The organism is Pararhizobium sp. A13, assembly GCF_040126305.1.
Taxonomy (GTDB): domain Bacteria; phylum Pseudomonadota; class Alphaproteobacteria; order Rhizobiales; family Rhizobiaceae; genus Pararhizobium.
On record NZ_CP149511.1, the window covers coordinates 97,696 to 113,501 of the forward strand.

12 protein-coding genes and 4 pseudogenes are annotated in these 15,806 nt (G+C 58.9%); 6 read left to right on the forward strand and 10 right to left on the reverse strand.

All coding sequences use genetic code 11. The features are described from left to right. Positions 1 to 472 precede the first annotated feature (472 nt). From WI754_RS21975 to WI754_RS21990, 4 genes are all read right to left on the reverse strand, one after another. Positions 473 to 976 (reverse strand): IS5 family transposase, encoded by a 504-nt coding sequence (locus WI754_RS21975; protein ID WP_341488044.1) that lies wholly within the window; start codon positions 974 to 976, stop codon positions 473 to 475. After that, the gene (locus tag WI754_RS21980) at positions 870 to 1,253 is read right to left on the reverse strand and encodes an IS5 family transposase (RefSeq protein ID WP_341487440.1); all 384 of its coding nucleotides are present in this window, start codon (positions 1,251 to 1,253) and stop codon (positions 870 to 872) included. The genes WI754_RS21975 and WI754_RS21980 overlap by 107 nt, the downstream gene beginning before the upstream one ends. 26 nt (positions 1,254 to 1,279) lie before the next feature. Then, complete coding sequence (locus WI754_RS21985) at positions 1,280 to 1,570, reverse strand: hypothetical protein (RefSeq protein ID WP_341487441.1); 291 nt, start codon at positions 1,568 to 1,570, stop codon at positions 1,280 to 1,282. Between the two features lie 278 nt (positions 1,571 to 1,848). Then, entirely contained in the window at positions 1,849 to 5,208 is a 3,360-nt protein-coding gene (locus WI754_RS21990) for an AAA family ATPase (RefSeq protein ID WP_341487442.1), read from the reverse strand. A gap of 230 nt (positions 5,209 to 5,438) precedes the next feature. On the opposite strand from WI754_RS21990, the gene WI754_RS21995 reads away from it, so the two are divergent. Beyond that, entirely contained in the window at positions 5,439 to 6,017 is a 579-nt protein-coding gene (locus WI754_RS21995; RefSeq protein WP_341488045.1) for a recombinase family protein, read from the forward strand. Then, positions 6,018 to 6,197, forward strand: a pseudogene (locus WI754_RS22000) (hypothetical protein); the annotation flags it as partial. It lies immediately after the preceding gene. Positions 6,198 to 6,219: 22 nt separating this feature from the next. Here the strand turns inward: WI754_RS22000 and WI754_RS22005 are convergent. Further along, the gene (locus WI754_RS22005) at positions 6,220 to 6,825 is read right to left on the reverse strand and encodes an XRE family transcriptional regulator (protein WP_341487443.1); all 606 of its coding nucleotides are present in this window, start codon (positions 6,823 to 6,825) and stop codon (positions 6,220 to 6,222) included. Positions 6,826 to 6,924: 99 nt separating this feature from the next. On the opposite strand from WI754_RS22005, the gene WI754_RS22010 reads away from it, so the two are divergent. Beyond that, positions 6,925 to 7,935: a pyridoxal-phosphate dependent enzyme gene (locus tag WI754_RS22010; RefSeq protein ID WP_341487444.1), complete on the forward strand. Its 1,011-nt coding sequence runs from the start codon at positions 6,925 to 6,927 to the stop codon at positions 7,933 to 7,935. A 101-nt stretch (positions 7,936 to 8,036) separates the two neighbouring features. On the opposite strand, the pseudogene WI754_RS22015 reads toward WI754_RS22010, so the two are convergent. The 5 genes and pseudogenes from WI754_RS22015 to WI754_RS22035 all read right to left on the reverse strand — a co-directional run. Next, positions 8,037 to 8,228 (reverse strand): annotated as a pseudogene (locus WI754_RS22015) (NAD(P)-binding domain-containing protein); the annotation flags it as partial. A gap of 76 nt (positions 8,229 to 8,304) precedes the next feature. After that, positions 8,305 to 9,039 carry an SDR family oxidoreductase gene (locus tag WI754_RS22020; protein WP_341487445.1) on the reverse strand — a complete coding sequence of 245 codons (735 nt, stop codon included), beginning with the start codon at positions 9,037 to 9,039 and terminating at the stop codon, positions 8,305 to 8,307. Between the two features lie 91 nt (positions 9,040 to 9,130). Continuing rightward, positions 9,131 to 9,523 (reverse strand): annotated as a pseudogene (locus WI754_RS22025) (NADP oxidoreductase coenzyme); the annotation flags it as partial. Positions 9,524 to 10,358: 835 nt separating this feature from the next. After that, positions 10,359 to 11,210, reverse strand: a complete 852-nt coding sequence (locus tag WI754_RS22030) for a glycine betaine ABC transporter substrate-binding protein (RefSeq protein WP_341487446.1) — start codon at positions 11,208 to 11,210, stop codon at positions 10,359 to 10,361. Positions 11,211 to 11,433: 223 nt separating this feature from the next. After that, complete coding sequence (locus WI754_RS22035; RefSeq protein WP_341487447.1) at positions 11,434 to 13,473, reverse strand: NADH:flavin oxidoreductase; 2,040 nt, start codon at positions 13,471 to 13,473, stop codon at positions 11,434 to 11,436. Between the two features lie 174 nt (positions 13,474 to 13,647). Here WI754_RS22035 and WI754_RS22040 point away from each other — a divergent pair. The 3 genes and pseudogenes from WI754_RS22040 to WI754_RS22050 form a co-directional block, all read left to right on the forward strand. Continuing rightward, positions 13,648 to 13,935, forward strand: a pseudogene (locus tag WI754_RS22040) (PIN domain-containing protein); the annotation flags it as partial. Between the two features lie 152 nt (positions 13,936 to 14,087). After that, positions 14,088 to 14,210: a hypothetical protein gene (locus tag WI754_RS22045; RefSeq protein WP_341487448.1), complete on the forward strand. Its 123-nt coding sequence runs from the start codon at positions 14,088 to 14,090 to the stop codon at positions 14,208 to 14,210. A 573-nt stretch (positions 14,211 to 14,783) separates the two neighbouring features. After that, entirely contained in the window at positions 14,784 to 15,755 is a 972-nt protein-coding gene (locus WI754_RS22050) for a LysR substrate-binding domain-containing protein (RefSeq protein ID WP_349438037.1), read from the forward strand. Positions 15,756 to 15,806 lie beyond the last annotated feature (51 nt).

Sequence of the window (15,806 nt, forward strand, 5' to 3'; positions counted from 1 at the left end):
GCCCCTACGACGCGCAAGCGACGTTTCTGGAACGAAGCAAAGAAGCGGGGAGAGCAGCAAGGCCCGACGGCTTGATTGAAAAGGCCCCCTCCGCATCTGATCCCCCGTGAAACCTAGGATTGCCGCAGCTGATAATGTCCCAGCGATTTTTCTGCCGTTAATCGTAACCACGCATCTAAATCAGCGTAAGTTGAACAATCGGATTATCGTAGTACGCCTGAATGCGCATTGAGCTCGCAGAGCTACATGCCAAGCTGCGCGCCACAGGCGTGTATGTGCCCAAGGCGAAGCCGAGACCGTGGCCAATTGTCAAGTTCGGCCCGACGGCCTCGTAGTTGTGATTTGCATGAACGGTGCAACCTGAAAGTCACTTGCTTGGAGCCTACTTGCAGACGTCCATCGCCTTGAAGGCGACCCGAACCAACGACCCTGTTGTTGCAAGCCCATTTGTCTCAACCGCTTTCCAAGCGGACTAGGCGTCGTGGACAAATTTGAGCCAGTATCTGGCGGTGGCAAGATGGACCATGCCGAGGAAACTGTTGGCCAGTTGGTCGTATCGGGTGGCGATGGCGCGGTTGATCTTGAGATGGCCGAACATGCGCTCGATGCGGTTGCGCTGCTTATAGAGCGTCCGGTCATGCTCAATCTTCACGCGGCGGTTTGACCGGCCGGGTATGACAGCCTTGATCTTCCGTTCGGCAAGGTCGGCTCGGATCGAGTCCGCATCGTAGCCCTTGTCCGCGAGGAAAGCATCCGGCGCACGTTCAGGCCGATCAATCAAGACATCATAGGCTTTGCAGTCTGCCGCTTCTCCACCCGTCAGGAGGAAGGCGATTGGTCGCCCGAGGGCATCAGCCAAGCAGTGAAGCTTACTGGTGAACCCGCCCCGCGAGCGGCCAAGAGCCCGTCGACGAGTCCCCCTTTCCGCCCGCTGCCGAGACGTGGGCGCGGACTGTGGTGCTGTCGATGCTATAATGGCCGCTGTCCGCCATGATCTCGGCGAGCGTGACCGCCACGGTCTCCCAGACCCCGGCTTCGCTCCATCGCCGGAACCGGCGATAGATGGTGTTCCAACTACCGTATTTGGGCGGAACGTCCCGCCACGGCGCTCCGCACCGGAGCCGCCAGAGAATGCCGTTTATGATCGCGCGATTCTGCTCGGGACGTCTGCCTCGGCCACGGTTTTCAGGCTCGATTGGCAGCAAGTCCTTCAAAATGCGCCATTCTGCGTCGGTGAGATCGCCCCGGCTCATACCTGCCTCCAAAAGGCAGCCTTGAATCAATCCTTTCCAACGGCGTCAATCCAGCACATTTCAAAATCGGCCTTTGTGATCGCCTCGGCCTGAAATTGCGGGTCGAGATTGATTTCGTTCAAAGGAGGAACCGGAACCTCACCGAGCCGCGCTCCTCCGACTTCTCCTGCGCTGGAGGCATAACCCACTCTTCCGCCAGACCAGATTTCTACCTTCCGAACCTCCTCGCGATTCGCGTCAAGCTCGCTCCACAGGTCTACCGGCTCGTCAGGAGACGAATGAAGCCAGCGGACGCGAATGTAGGAATGTTCTGCCATATCCGGATATTGGCTTCATGCAAGGCAGTCCGCAATGGTAGCGTGAAAGCGGCGTTCAAATTTGTCCACGCCGCCTTAGGCATGGCTTTGATGAATGACCGGTTTGGGGCCGTCAGCGGACTGTCGGCTGGGAGGACACCAACACGAAAAGCGGACATAAGAGTTCCTGCCGCCAAGGTCAGGGATCGGCCCAATCCGAACATTCAAGCAGACCGGGATGAGGCTCTAGCATTCGATAAGGTGCCACGGCTTGCGCAGAACATCTTGAACCCGTTGATTTAAGCCTGCCTTAGGTGGACGAGAAGTGCTTTGGCATCCACGAGGTCGCCAGTATCGAAGCCTTCGGTGAACCAGGCGTAGATGGGGGCGAGAAGCTTTCGACCCTCTTTGTCGCGCCCTTGGTCGATGTAGAAGCGGGCGAGGCTTGTTGCAGCTCTCAACTCCGTGGATTTCGTACCATCAGCGCGAGCCATTCCTAGCGACTTTTGAAACCACCGCTCAGCAACACCGTCGTGTGGGTCCAGGCGCGACAGGAGTTCGCCCTTGGTGCGCAGCAACTCAGACACCATATGCTTCGTGCCGGATTCAGCCGCGAGGTCGAACGCCTTCGCGAGTATGGTCAATCCCTCGTTTGCATCGCCGAGCTCGCCGTACCTCTGCGCGAGGATACAAAGGTCATAGTGCATACCCGCTTCTGCGCCGGTCGCGGCTGTGGCTTCGAGCGCATCGCGCATTTCCCGGACACTGCCCGCCAGTTCCCCTAGCTGGGCGAGCGCCCAGCCAATCTTGAACCGGGCCTTCCCCGCCATCAGCCCCAGGTCGAACTTGGTGGATGTCTCAAGCTGCTGCTGTGCCAGCTCGAGAGCTGCTTCGGGTTCGCGGCGTGCGAGATGGACATTCGCTAGGTCATTCAGCGCGGTGGCCATACTGACGGAATGGGATACCCGCTTGGACAGCGCCAGCGCCTCTCGTCCGAGCTCCAGAGCCTGGTCGGGGGAACCCCGAATCCAGAGCATCTGCGCAGAGTAGTTCCTGCAACAGACACCAGGGTCGTGACCCGTATAGATATAGGTCAGGCGATGATCCCGGTCCGGGTCGTAGGTCGCCATTCCCCAGCTTGCGTGCTTCTCGGCGGCCGGATAATCCCCGAGGTAGAATTTGCTCGCCCACAACTGATGATGCGCCTCGAGGAGGAGGTCCAAATCGTTCGCGGACTGGGCGATCTGCAAACATTGGCGACCGAGGTCATCTGCCTCGCGCAGATGACCGGATATCAGTTGGTATGAGGCTTCGCCCCGAACCGCCACAAAGAGCTCGTTGCTGTCGTCCAGCCTCTCGCAAAGTTTGCGCGCCGAGGAAAAGGCGCGCAAAACATCCGCAGCACCCCAACCTTTTACAGCCATCGCTGCCACTCCCATGGCGTTCTGCAAATGGATTTCGCGCCTCAATCGATCTTCCGTGCCGGGTAGAGACCTGACAACCTCCAATCCTTTGCGGAAATGGGCCATGGCCTCCACATTCGCCGACCGCTTCAACGCCTCCTGCCCAGCCTTCAGCCAGTACGATCCGCCCTGATCCGCGAGCCCCGCGGCGGTGTAGTGATGCGCAAGTGTGTCTGGCTCGATCTCGGCAATCTCCGGAAACTGCTCCTCCAGCGTAGCGGCGATGTTCGCATGGATCCGGCGCCGCCGGCTCTTCAACAGGCTCTGATAGGCAGCGTCCTGCACCAGGGCGTGGGTGAAGACGTAGGTGGCGTCCGGGGCGACGCCGCGACGACTAACGAGGCCAGATTGTTCCAGAGCCTGAAGATCGTCGTTGAGCATGGCGGCGTCATCGCCCGCGACAGCGGCAAGCAGCCGATGCTGGAAGGTACGGCCGATGCAGGCGCCGATCTGGGCAACGTTCTTGACCGTCGAGAGCCTGTCGAGACGAGCCGTCAGCGAATCCTGCAGCGTTGAAGGAATGGCCAGTGAAGCCAAGGGACACGACAACTGATAGTGATCACCAGCGTCGACGAGGAAATCCGACTCAAGAACCGTCTTGGTCAGCTCCTCGACAAACAGCGGTATGCCTTCGGTTTTGGCCAGGATGTGGTTGGTGACCTCCGAAGGTAGGCTCCTGCCTCCTGTTAGGCGTCGTATGATCGCCTCACCTTCATCTCGTCCGAGGCTGGCGAGCGAGACGGCCGTCACATGCGACTGTTTCAGCCAAGGTGGATGGATCTCGGGCCGGAAGGTGACGACGAGAAGCACAGGGAGGTCTGGCAGGCGTTCGACCAGCAGGGAGAGCCATTCGCTCGTCGTCTGGTCGATCCAGTGCATATCTTCGACAACGAGCAAAACAGGCTGGCGGGCCGCGATCCTCTCAAGTTGCTCGATGAGCACCCCTAGAGTACGGGCCTTCTGCGCTTGCGGCGTCAGTTGGATCGGTGAATAGCGGTTAGCGAAGTCGATCGAAAGCAGGGAGGCCAAAAGCGGTCCTGCTTCACTCAGGTCTGGGGCCGATTGGAGCACTAGCGCCTCAAGCTTGTCGAGCTTGGCACTCGCGCTGTCGCCTAGCCGAAGCCCGGCAGCGCGACTAAGCTGCTCGATCACCGGGTAGAGCGCGCTGTTTGTGTGGTATGGGGAACAGAAGTAGCGCAACCTTGCGTGCGGCTCGGCCCTCAATCGCTCTTCCAGTGCGGCAGCTAACCGCGACTTGCCAATGCCGGGCTCGCCCGACAGAACCACGGCGTGGCCACTTCCTGTCCGAACCTGCTGCCAGCATTGAAGCAGTAGATCGAGTTCCTTGGATCGGCCCACGAGCGGTGTCGAGACGCCATGCGACGCATCGAAACGTCCCTCGGTATCGGCCTCGCCGATGACCCGCCACGCCGGGACGGCTGTTGCGTAGCCCTTGAGCTCCTGAAGACCGAGATCGATCAGCTCAAACAATCCAATAACCAGCCGATGTGTACCGCCAGCGATCACGACGGCGTTTGGCTCGGCCAGGGCCTGCAGGCGAGCCGCGAGGTTGGGCGTCTCGCCGACGACGGCCTGCTCCTGTGCGGATCCTTCACCAATCAGGTCTCCGACCACGACCAGACCGGTGGCAATGCCAATACGTGCCGCAAGTGGTTGGTCCAACGATCCGGGCGTTAGGCTGGCGGTCGCCGTCGCCGCCGCAAGGCCTGCCCGCACTGCCCGTTCAGCATCGTCTTCATGCGCGCTCGGCCAACCAAAATAGGCAAGCACGCCATCGCCCATGAACTTTGCAACATACCCCTCGTAGCGTGCGATCTCCGCAGACACGGCACTTTGGTACGCACGGAAGACGTCGCGCATTTCCTCCGGGTCGAGTCGCTGTGACAGCTCTGTCGAACCAACGAGATCGATGAACATGACGGTCAACTGCCGGCGCTCGGCTTCGTGTCTGGGCGGAGCTGGGGCCGACACGGAACTCGGTGGCGACAGCGTGTCGGTATTCAGCGCCGCAATCGCCGCAAGAACCTTCCGGCGCGGGCCGACGGGCAAACCCAGCTCTCTCAGGTTTTCCTCGGTGAGGTGCCGAAGCGCATCGAAATCGACTTCGTTCGCGGTGAACGCTTCTATGTACTTGCCCAACCCGAGGCGGGCCAGCCAAGCGGTGATATCCGACATGACAACTACCTCGCGTCGGCGAGCATACCACGGCCGCGCGTCGCACAAAAACTACCGGCGACTTCGCGAGAAAGGTCATGGCCACACATCGCGCGAAGCTGCCACCTCGTCCAGTTGTTCGGTGTCCGCTTTCGAGCGGCCGCCATGATTAGTCAACGGCCGAAATGACGGCGCAAAGCCGTCGTTGAGGGCAATAACGCGAATGTCGGCAGCGGGCGCGACACCTAACGATCGTTACAGCTATTGTACCGGCCCCAACCTCGCCTACGGGGCAGACCACCGAGAACCAGATTCAGGAAATCGAGGCCGCCGGCTTTCAGGTCGAGCCGCGCCGGATCGTCACAGAGACGGTTTCCGGCAGTACCGCCATCGCGCAACGCCGAGGCTTCTCCCGGCTCATGGACAAGTTGGAGTCCGGGGACATTCTGATCGTAACCAAACTCGACCGCCTCGGCCGCGATGCTATCGACGTCAGCACCACGGTCAAAACGCTGACCGAAATGGGCGTGCGCGTTTATTGCCTCGCGCTTGGCGGCGCCGATCTCACCAGCTCTGCCGGGACGATGACCATGAATGTGCTCAATGCCGTCGCACAGTTCGAGCGGGATCTGCTGATCGAGCGGACACAATCCGGCCTCAAGCGCGCAAAGTCGGAAGGCAAGGCTCTCGGCCGCCCCTCGACGCTCAGCGAAAAGCAGAAACAGGGTGTACGTGACGATCTGGTTACAGGGATGAGCGTTTCGGCCGTTGCCAGGAAATTCGCAACAAGCCGGCAGACCATCATGCGCGTCAGAGATGGGCTTCCCTGAATATTTGACCTATTGGAGCGTCAATTGGCTCGGTGGGGAAAGTCGAGCATTGTCAAAGTTATCCAGGAAACCTTCGATAACCCGTGGCTCAATCTCTGCATCGACGTCTACGTCAGGGAGATGACGCCCAGCCGTTACCGACTAGGCATTGGCGTTCGACCAGGCGGTGAGCGACCGGATCGTCGTGTACAGTATTCTCTGATCAGGAACCCTCTTGCGTTTCGCGGCCCGCAACGTTCTGCGGAATGAACCGATAGTGGATTAAGTCCATGACAACAGCCTCGCTCTCCGTCCGATTGCGGTAGCCGTGGCGGCGGTCGGCAGGGAACCGTAGCGACTGCCCCTCCTTGAGCAGCCTCCAATCTTCCTCGACCAGCAATTCGACCTCGCCGCGCAGGACGGTCACATGTTCCACAACCCCGATGTCATGCGGCTCTGAGATACTCTCAAAGTCAGGTGCGAAGGTTAGCTCGTATAGTTCGAAACCGAATCGGGTCTCATAAGGGAACAACAAGGCGCGCTGCATCCCTTCCTGCGACGGGCGCACCCGGAGACTACTGGCGTCACGCAAAAGCAAGACACCGCCTTCTTCGCGATCCGGCTCAAGCAGGGTGGTCATCGGAACTCGCAAGCCCGTCGCAATCTTCCAAAGCGTCGCAACAGTCGGCGTGGATTCGCCGCGCTCGATCTGGCCCAGCATTGCCTTGCTGACTCCCGTCTGCTCTGCGGTCTGATCGAGGCTCCACCCGAGCTCGTGCCTGATGGACTTCAGTAGCTTCCCTGTTTCAACGGGACTGATGGACTTCATTTAAGACCGACCTCGCATTTGTGCGCTATAGCGCACATCTCAAGTATGCGTTATAACGCACACCTACGCAACCGCAACACAATGTCAAAGGACTATCCCATGCGATCTGTCGGTGAAAGATCCGCAGCATACCTTGAAATCAGGCAACCAGACACCAGGCTCGACCTCGACCGCATTCTTGCGACTAGGGAACAAATTTCATCCGTGTTTCGCGACACGCCCCAATTCGCTTGTCCCACTCTTGGCGACGTGCTGGGATGCGAAGTTGTCATCAAACTTGAGACCGCAAACCCGATCAGATGCTTCAAGGGACGAGGGACCGAGGTCGTTATGTCCCGTCTGGCAAGCAGCCCGGATCCCAAGGCCGCGGTCTGCGCGAGCGCCGGCAATCTCGGGCAGGCGCTCGCGCATAGTGGCCGGGCACGCGGAATTGGCGTAACCGTGGTGGCGGCGACAAGCGCCAATCCCGCGAAGATCGATCGCATTCGTCGGCTCGGTGCCGCCGTCGACCTGGTCGAGGGCGACATTGAGGAGGCGCGACAACGCGCCCGCGAGATCGCGGCCAGCGACAATGCTTTACTCGTAGAGGACAGCGAAAACCTCGACACCTGCGAGGCGGCGGGCACAATCGGGCTGGAGCTCATCGAAGGGTGCGACCGCATCGACACGATCCTGCTCGCACTCGGCGGCGGCGCGCTGGCCACCGGCGTCGGCCACGTCTTCAAGAGCTTGTCGCCCACAACGGAGGTGGTGTGCATCCAACCCAGCGGAGCACCCGCCTTGGCTCTGTCTTGGCGGGCGCGATCGGTCGTCACCACAGACCGCACCGACACTATCGCCGACGGCGTCGCCGGCCGCTTCCCGATCGCGGTGGTCCTTCAGGACCTACTCGCCGTCGCCGATCACGTGCCGCTCGTCGAGGAAGCAAGCATCAAGGCAGGCATGCGCTTGCTGCATCGGCACGCCGGCCTCGTGGTCGAGCCCTCGGCCGCTCTCGGCATCGCGGCGATCCTGGAAGACCCCTCGCGTTACCGCGGCAAGCGTGTGGTAGCGGTGATCTGCGGGTCGAACGTGCTGCCGGATGCGTTTTCGGAGTGGATAAAGGACTAGGGTATAGGGCGGCAGATGGCCGTGAACGTGTAGTTGAATATCTGATATTCACGGTCCGTTCGGCCTTAGCGTGTCTGTGGGAACAGTTCTTGTTCCGACCCCAAAAAGACGATGTCCGCCTTGACCGCTTCCGCCAGCTTCTTGGGAATGATCGTGGGTCCGATCGCGGCCGCATCGGATGCAAAGCTTTCCGGGTCACGAGTGGTTGCAACGGATACTTCGATGCCTCTACGGGCAAACGCCTTGGCCAGAGCCTGGCCGATATTGCCGAAGCCGATAATCGCGTAGCTCATGTTTATTCTCCTCGGGTCTATCACGCCCTGCGGCGCTCCGAACATTCGAATGGAGCGCCCGACCGGGCGTAGTGCGTCAGAGTTGCGCAAGGCCGCCGTCAACGGCGACTTCGCTGGCGGTCATGAAGCTGCTGTCCGACGACGCGAGAAAGGCCGCCGCCGCCCCGATCTCCGCCGGATCGGCCATGCGCTGGAGCGGGGTCTTCGAGGCGAAGACCTTCATGCCCGCCTCGCCTAGCGCTTCCTTCGCGAGTTCGGTCGCCGTCGCCCCGGGTGACAGCACGTTCACCCGGATGCCGGTGCCCTTCAGGTCCTCCGCCCAGGTCCGCGCGAGGTTGCGCACTGCCGCCTTGCTCGCGCTGTAGGCGCTCATTGCCGGGGCGCCCGTGGCGCCGGCGCTTGATCCGGTCAGGATGATCGAACCGCCCTGGCCCATCAGCGGCAGCGCCTTCTGGACCGTGAAGATCGTACCCTTCACATTGGTGTCGAAGGTTTCGTCGATATGCTCGGCGGTAATCTTGCCGAGCGCAAGCTGGCTTCCCGCCCCGGCATTGGCGAAGACGATGTCGAGGGTTCCTCGCTCGGCCTTCACCGCCGCGTAGAGTCGGTCGAGGTCGGCCTCATCGGAGACCGAGCCCGTCACCGCACGGGCATTGGGACCGAGTTCTGCCACAGCGGCGTCGAGCGCTTCCTGCCGGCGGCCGAAGATGAAGACGAAGGCCCCCTCCTCGATGAAGCGCTTTGCCGCCGCGAGGCCGATGCCGGTAGCGCCGCCGGTGATCACGGCGGTCTTTTCATTCAGTCTGTTCATGTCATGTATCCTTGGTTGGAGGGGTCGTCCTCGCTTCAATCAAACTTTGTCCACGAGGCAGGATCGCATCGAAATTTGCGATCACGATTCATCAGTCGAACTTGACCAAGTCCTTAAAGATCAGTTGGCCCCAGCTATTCCCGCGCGCTTGGACAAGCAGTCCACCTTCCGAAAGTCCGCCGAGTTTGATCGGCGAGAAACCGAGATTTTCCGCAAGCGCAGCAATCCCCGTTGCGGCGCCGTCATCATCGCTCGCCAGGAAAACGACTCTCCTGCCACCATGAACGGCCGGGTCCTGGGCAAGAATCGCCGCGGCCAAATGATTGAAGCCCTTAACCAGCCTTCCGCCAGAAAAGGCCTGCGCGACGAACCTGGACGAAGGTTGTCCTCCCAGTTCCTTAGGGGACACGCCGTAGGCATTGGTCACATCGACGATGGTCTTCCCCTCCCAGGTGGGCAGCGCCTTCGCTACATCCTGGTGCGATGTCGTTTTGCAGTTAACCGTAAGACTCTCGCTTCAATATTTTCAATAAGATAGCGCGGCACTTAATTTGAGACGTGTCAGTTAATGTGAGATTGTTGTACGGATTTTGGCACTTAATACGAGAATCTGCCGCCGACGAAATCGACGGTGTTCTTCAACGACTTTCCGATGAAGCACGGGCGAGAATCGAGACTGCTTTTGGCGGCATTTTCAGTGACATCGCGGCCCACGCAAGCCAATCGCGGACGTCTCGGCATTTGCAGTTAATTTGAGATTTTCGTTGTCGAGAATCGCAAATTAACTGCCAAACGAAATCCAAACAGCCGCATTCTTGCGATTAAGTGCCAAATGACAAAGGCCGTCCTCATCGACTACCCGCAAAGCCAATGCCTCTTGCCGCGAATGGTGAGCCACCTCGTCGAGGTGTTATTTGTCGCCGAGCCGGTCTGCCGAGCAACAACGGATCATGTTGATAAGCGCCGACCGAACTTCTCACACCACATTCGGTCTGATGGGTGACCATGATGCCACGCGCGGCCAGCATGTCTTCCACAATGCTAACCTCAAAGGAATCGGAAATTCAGCCACACGGCATGAGCAATTGCTTCAGCTGGAAATCCGTCGCCACGATAAGCGGATCACGGGCAGGTCTGTTTATGCCGCTAGATCCCACGTCTTCTGAAACCAGTAGGTTTACACTGCATGTGAGCTCTGAACGCGCCTTCAGGTCGAGCGCGCGTTGTTGAGCCAGAAATGCCAACGAGCCTTCTGGGATAAACTCCGCGCGCAAAGTCGAACCGGGCCGCCGATTGTTCAGTGGCCCGGCCGTTGAGAGTTACTCCGACTTGATGTTTTCCCAACGCTTCAAGAGGTCGGCATGGCTGTCGGTCCAATCCTTAACCGCCTCGTCCATTGTCTTGCCATCGGCGACTGCGCCGGCGATCGCGGTGATATCTGCGAGTGGGAGATATACGCTGGCAATGACTTCGCGCGCATGTGGGTTCTCAGCGGAGAAGCCGTTTTTGGCAATCCAGTTGTAGGTCTGCGCCAGCGGGAATATCGCCTTCGGGTCCTTCAGAAACTTGACCGGATATTTCTGCATCATCCACGACGGTTCCCAGAGCGTCACGGCGATCCATTCCTTGCGGTCGATGGCCGACTTCAATTCCGCGGTCATTGCAGCCGTGCTGCCTTCGACAAGCTGCAGCTTGAGGTCATAGGCTTTGACGGAGTTAGTGGCATCACGCATCAGGCCTGAACCTGGCTCGATGCCGACGATCTTGCCGCCGAACTTGTCGGCATTGGCGTTCAACTGCTCCATGGAGTCGATCGGCACATAATTCGGAACCGCAATGGCCTGATACAGGCCAAACGAAACCGGCGATATCTTCTCCAGCTTTTTCTTGTTCTTATCCCAATAGTCCTGCGCGACATAATCAGTCAGCGAGGCGAGAATCTGGATATCGCCCTTGCCGAGAGCGGCGTAGGCAATTCCCCACTCCGAGAACGGCACGACCTTCACCGTGTAACCGGAATCTTCCAGCGCTTTCTTGGTGACACCGGTGATTGAACCCAGGTCTTCCCACTGCATCGTGCCGATGGTGATGGTCTTTTCTTCTGCATGCGCGGACAGCATGGTCATTCCGACCATGGCTGCGGCGCAGAGTGCTCTCCACAACGTCTTCATTTTTTGCTCCTAGTTTTCGTTCCCATTTTCATGAAACACCGGCGCTCGGCTTGGCCTCCATGATTGCGCGGCGAGGGGATCCCTCTCGACCTGTACGCAATTCCTGCAATCGGATCACCGAGTTGACGCCCAGACGGCAGCTGTGTTTCTCACTGACCGCGTTCAATTTGGCGAGAATTCCAGCTTCACTCAAAACGTTGTGCCCCCTAACTCACGGCCTTGATCAAACCGCGGCCATGAATCGGTGCGCGTCGTATATGGCCGCGTGGATGTTCCTGCTCGCGACCGCATCGCCAATCCGAAACAGCTGAAACCTGCCGCCAGGATTGTTGGCTACGGCTTGCGATCGGCCCGCGATAAAAGCCTGATAGTCTATTTCACCTTTGTTCCTGGAAAGCGGCTTGAGGCAGAAATAGAGTTCGTCTATCGGCTTCGTTCCGCTTTCGACGACAACCTGGTCGACCTCTTTTTCGACCCGGACCTTGGAATACTCGTCGAAAAATATGGCGGCGATCCTGTTTCCGCGACGTTCGAGGCGCTCGATGCGCAAGTTCAGCGTGATCTTTGCACCTGCTTTGTTGAGAGCGCGGAAATAGGCGGGATAGCTGGTTGCTCCGATATCCGGCGCAAGGGTTCGTGTCGGCGTGACGACTTCGAGATTCGCGCCCGCATCGACCAGAAACTCCGCGATCGTCATTGCGGGGTGCGAACCGTTGTCGTCGTAGACCAGCACGTTTTTCGCGGGCCGAGCGCTTCCGCCGAGGATATCCCAACTGGTTGTCGCGAGATGCTGTCCTTCCTCAAGACAGTCAATGTTCGGTAGTCCACCCGTGGCAACGACGACGACGTCAGGTTCTTCAGCCACCACGTCAGTCTCATCGACGAAGCGATTGTAGTGCATTTGGACACCGAGGCGCTCGCATTCGGACAAGCGCCAGTCCACGATTCCAAGTATTTCGCGGCGCCGTTTCAGTGCCGCGGTCATTAGGATCTGTCCGCCCGCTTTGGGTCCCGCCTCGAAAACCGTAACCTTGTGGCCCCGCTCGGCCGCCACCCTTGCAGCCTCAAGACCGCCTGGCCCCGCTCCGACGACGACAATCTTGTGGACCGGCCCGTTGGTCTTCTTGATCACATGCGCGAGGCTGCCCTCCCGACCAGTCGCTGCATTGTGCACGCAGGTGGCGTTGCCGGCGGGGTAGATGGAATCGATACAGAACCCCATCCCGACACAGGGGCGAATTTGATTCTCCCTCCCTTCGATAATCTTGCGGGTGATGTGAGGATCGGCAAGGTGTGCTCGTGTCATGGCGACCATGTCGAGCTTGCCGCTTGCGATCGCGTGTCGTGCGGTCGCCACGTCCTGAATTCTTGCCGCATGAAAGGTCGGTATCTTCACACTCTGACGAACCTCTCCAGCGAAATCCAGATGGGGAGCAGATACGGTTCCCATGTTCGGAATCACATGGCTCAACGCCTCGTCTGTTGAGACGTGGCCGCGAATGACGTTGACGAAATCGATCAATCCGCTGGCCTTCAGACGACGGGCAATCTCTACACCGTCGTCGCGTGTGAGTCCTTTATCCCAGGCCTCATCGCAGACCATACGCACGCCGACAATAAACGCATGGCCGATGCGCTTGCGAATGGCAGCCAGAATATCGTTCACCAAGCGCATCCGGTTCTCAAGCGAGCCACCATATTCATCGTCGCGCTTGTTTGTGGCCGGCGACCAGAAATGCGCGATGAGATGCGAGGCGCATTCAAGCTCTATACCGTCAAGCCCCGCTTCTTTGACCCGCTCCGCACTATCGGCATAGGCGGCGATCACGCGCTCGAAATCCCAATCTTCCATCGCCTTGGGATAGGCGCGATGTGCAGGCTCCTGGATGTGGGACGCATCGATGATCGGAAGCCAATCGCCCTTGTTCCAGTTGGTTCTGCTTCCGAGGTGTGTGATTTGAATCATCACGGCAGCGCCGTGGTTGTGAACATCGTCGGCAAGCTCTCGAAGCCACTTCACGGACTCGTCCTTGTGAAGCTGGATATTGCCGAATGCCTGAGGACTGTCGATGTCGACGACGGACGAACCGCCGATCATCGTCATGGCTATCCCGCCTTTGGCTTTTTCCGCATGGTAGAGACGATAGCGCTCCTTCGGGAGACCGTCTTCAGTGTATCCCGGTTCGTGCGCCGTCGACATCATCCTATTTCGGAGCGTCAAATGCTTAAGCTGAAAAGGCTGGAGCAGCGGATCGTTTGACATCTCAATGTTCCCACAGCTTATCGTCGTTGCCTGTTTCCCAACGTCGGGTTCCGGCGTGACGTGGGCGACAATGTCCGGTGAGGGTGCGATCCCGTAAAGGGCAAATAAATTCATAGAAGTATGAGGCAAGGTCGACAAAAACCTTCAAGGATCCATCGGACCATCACGAGAGTCCGCGGTGTTGCCCTGATGGACAGTGGACGAAAACGCGACGCGCTGGCGGAATGGCTTGCGAGGGATCTTCCGCAACGTTTCGAGCAGCGCGTCATTCCGGTAGAGGAGCCTGTCGGTCTGGCCTGGGGCGACCTGACGGCACTTGCGAAGCGAAGCGGTCGCGGGCTCGCCTCGATGGACGGTTTGATCGCTGCTACGGCAATGACACACGATCTTACCCTCGCCACGCGCAATACCAGGGGTTTTGAAGGTTTCGGAATCGATATCGTCGATCCATGGAGCAGCTAACAGGCGACATTATCGCCCGTCGTCGGAAAGGATACCTGCGTGCGCTCCTACAGCCTGCTGAAAAATCATGCCGGCATTATGCTGATCGGCGACCACACATCCCTCAGCTGGCTGCATGAGGTCGTTCGCGACGTCAACGACAGATCTCCTCTGTGAAGGACAAGGAGGGCGCGTTTCTCGGTCTGGCGTATGATGTGCGCAAGGCGTTTGAACAGCAACGGGAAATTCTCCAGCCGCCACAGCATTTCGACGAAGTCGGCGTCGGTATGGCGTGAAAATTCTCTGGCCAGTCCTATTGCTTCAGCACAGGCTGTTGCGGCTGTCTCTCGCTTTTCTCAGCCACTCCGCTAAGACACAATCCATCGCCTACGCGCTCGAAGCCATCATCGAAGAAGCCCTCCGGATTTTGGTGCGCAGGGAGAACGTGCGGTATATCTCTGGCAGCGTCTCGATCCGGCCCAACCCGCCGTCATTGACATGCTGCAGAGCCGTGGAGGGATCTTTTGCTCGTGGACCAAAGCGCAACGGAAGGCCAGCTTTCTGCAGCTTTTGGCGAGCTTCGATCCGATGTATGGTCGCCATTACGCCGCCCGGCTCCAAAACGGCGAATGGCCTGACCCTCGATGGTAGGAGTGATAGCTGTCTCGCCTATCACATCAACAACAACTTCAGAGAGTTAGATACCCCTCCCCTGCCCAGAGGTGAATCGCAAGCGCAAAACCGCGTGCTTGAGTTTTCGCTTAGTACCTCAATTGAAATCGGGAGTTAAAAGCCACAGCTTGGGTTGTTGACTCACAAGAGCGATTAGGTGTTCGTTTCATTGTTGGTGCAGTCCTGCACCGCGTGTGATGGCGTTCCGCGCCCCGCATTTTTCGAACGGCGAAGAATTCGAAACCATGAGCCATGACAGCCAGTCGTTACGACGGACAATTCCCTCCCTCCACAGCCTGATTTTGTTCGAGGCTGCGGCGAGATATCTGAACTTTTCGAAGGCTGCTACGGAGTTGTCCATCACCCAACCTGCGGTCAGCCATGGGATCAGACAACTTGAGTCGTCTCTTGGCCATGCGCTTTTCGTTCGGGAAAGGCGGGCGCTGAGCCTGACGACGCAAGGCCAGCGGCTTTATTCGGCGGTATCGGGGGGATTTGCGTCGATCGCCGAAACGCTTGGTGATATCGCCGGAATGCCACGCCGCGATACGCTCGTAATCAGCGCCTCGACGGTCATGGCAACGGAGTGGCTGATGCCGCGGCTGCCGGAGTTTCGCAAAATCCATCCTGACTTGGTGATTGACCTGAGATGCCTGGACCGGGATCCAGTTATGACGACGAGCAACATCGATGTTCACATTCGGCTCGGCGACGGAAACTGGCCGGATTGCGATGCCATTCCTCTGTGGGCCGAGGAAATATTGCCTGTTTGCAGCCCCGATTACCTGGCAAAGAGCAGGCCTCTCTCACTTACCAGCGATATCTTGCTCCATCGGCTCATTCACTACGTCGACCCGTATCGCTTCAGGATCGGTTGGGCCGATTGGTTGCGGGCCGTGGGCGTCGGCGCTCCGCCGACTTTGCCGACGTCATTGCAGGTCAACGATTCCCTTGTCGCGATGAAAGCTGCGGAAAATGGCGAAGGCATCGCTCTGGGTTGGCGGCCTCTCATTGACCGGCCCATTCGAGAAAACCGCCTCGTAGTTGCTCTTGACCGCACCCTAAAGACCGGGAGGCGCTTCTACGCCGTGACGCCAAGTGCCCCGAACCGCAGAAAAGTCGCCCTGATTTTCAGAGACTGGCTAGCGAACCGTTTTGAAAGTCTTTGAGTCGTGTTGGTTCGGGAATCCTGACGCGTCGCCCCTATCTCGGTCGGCTTC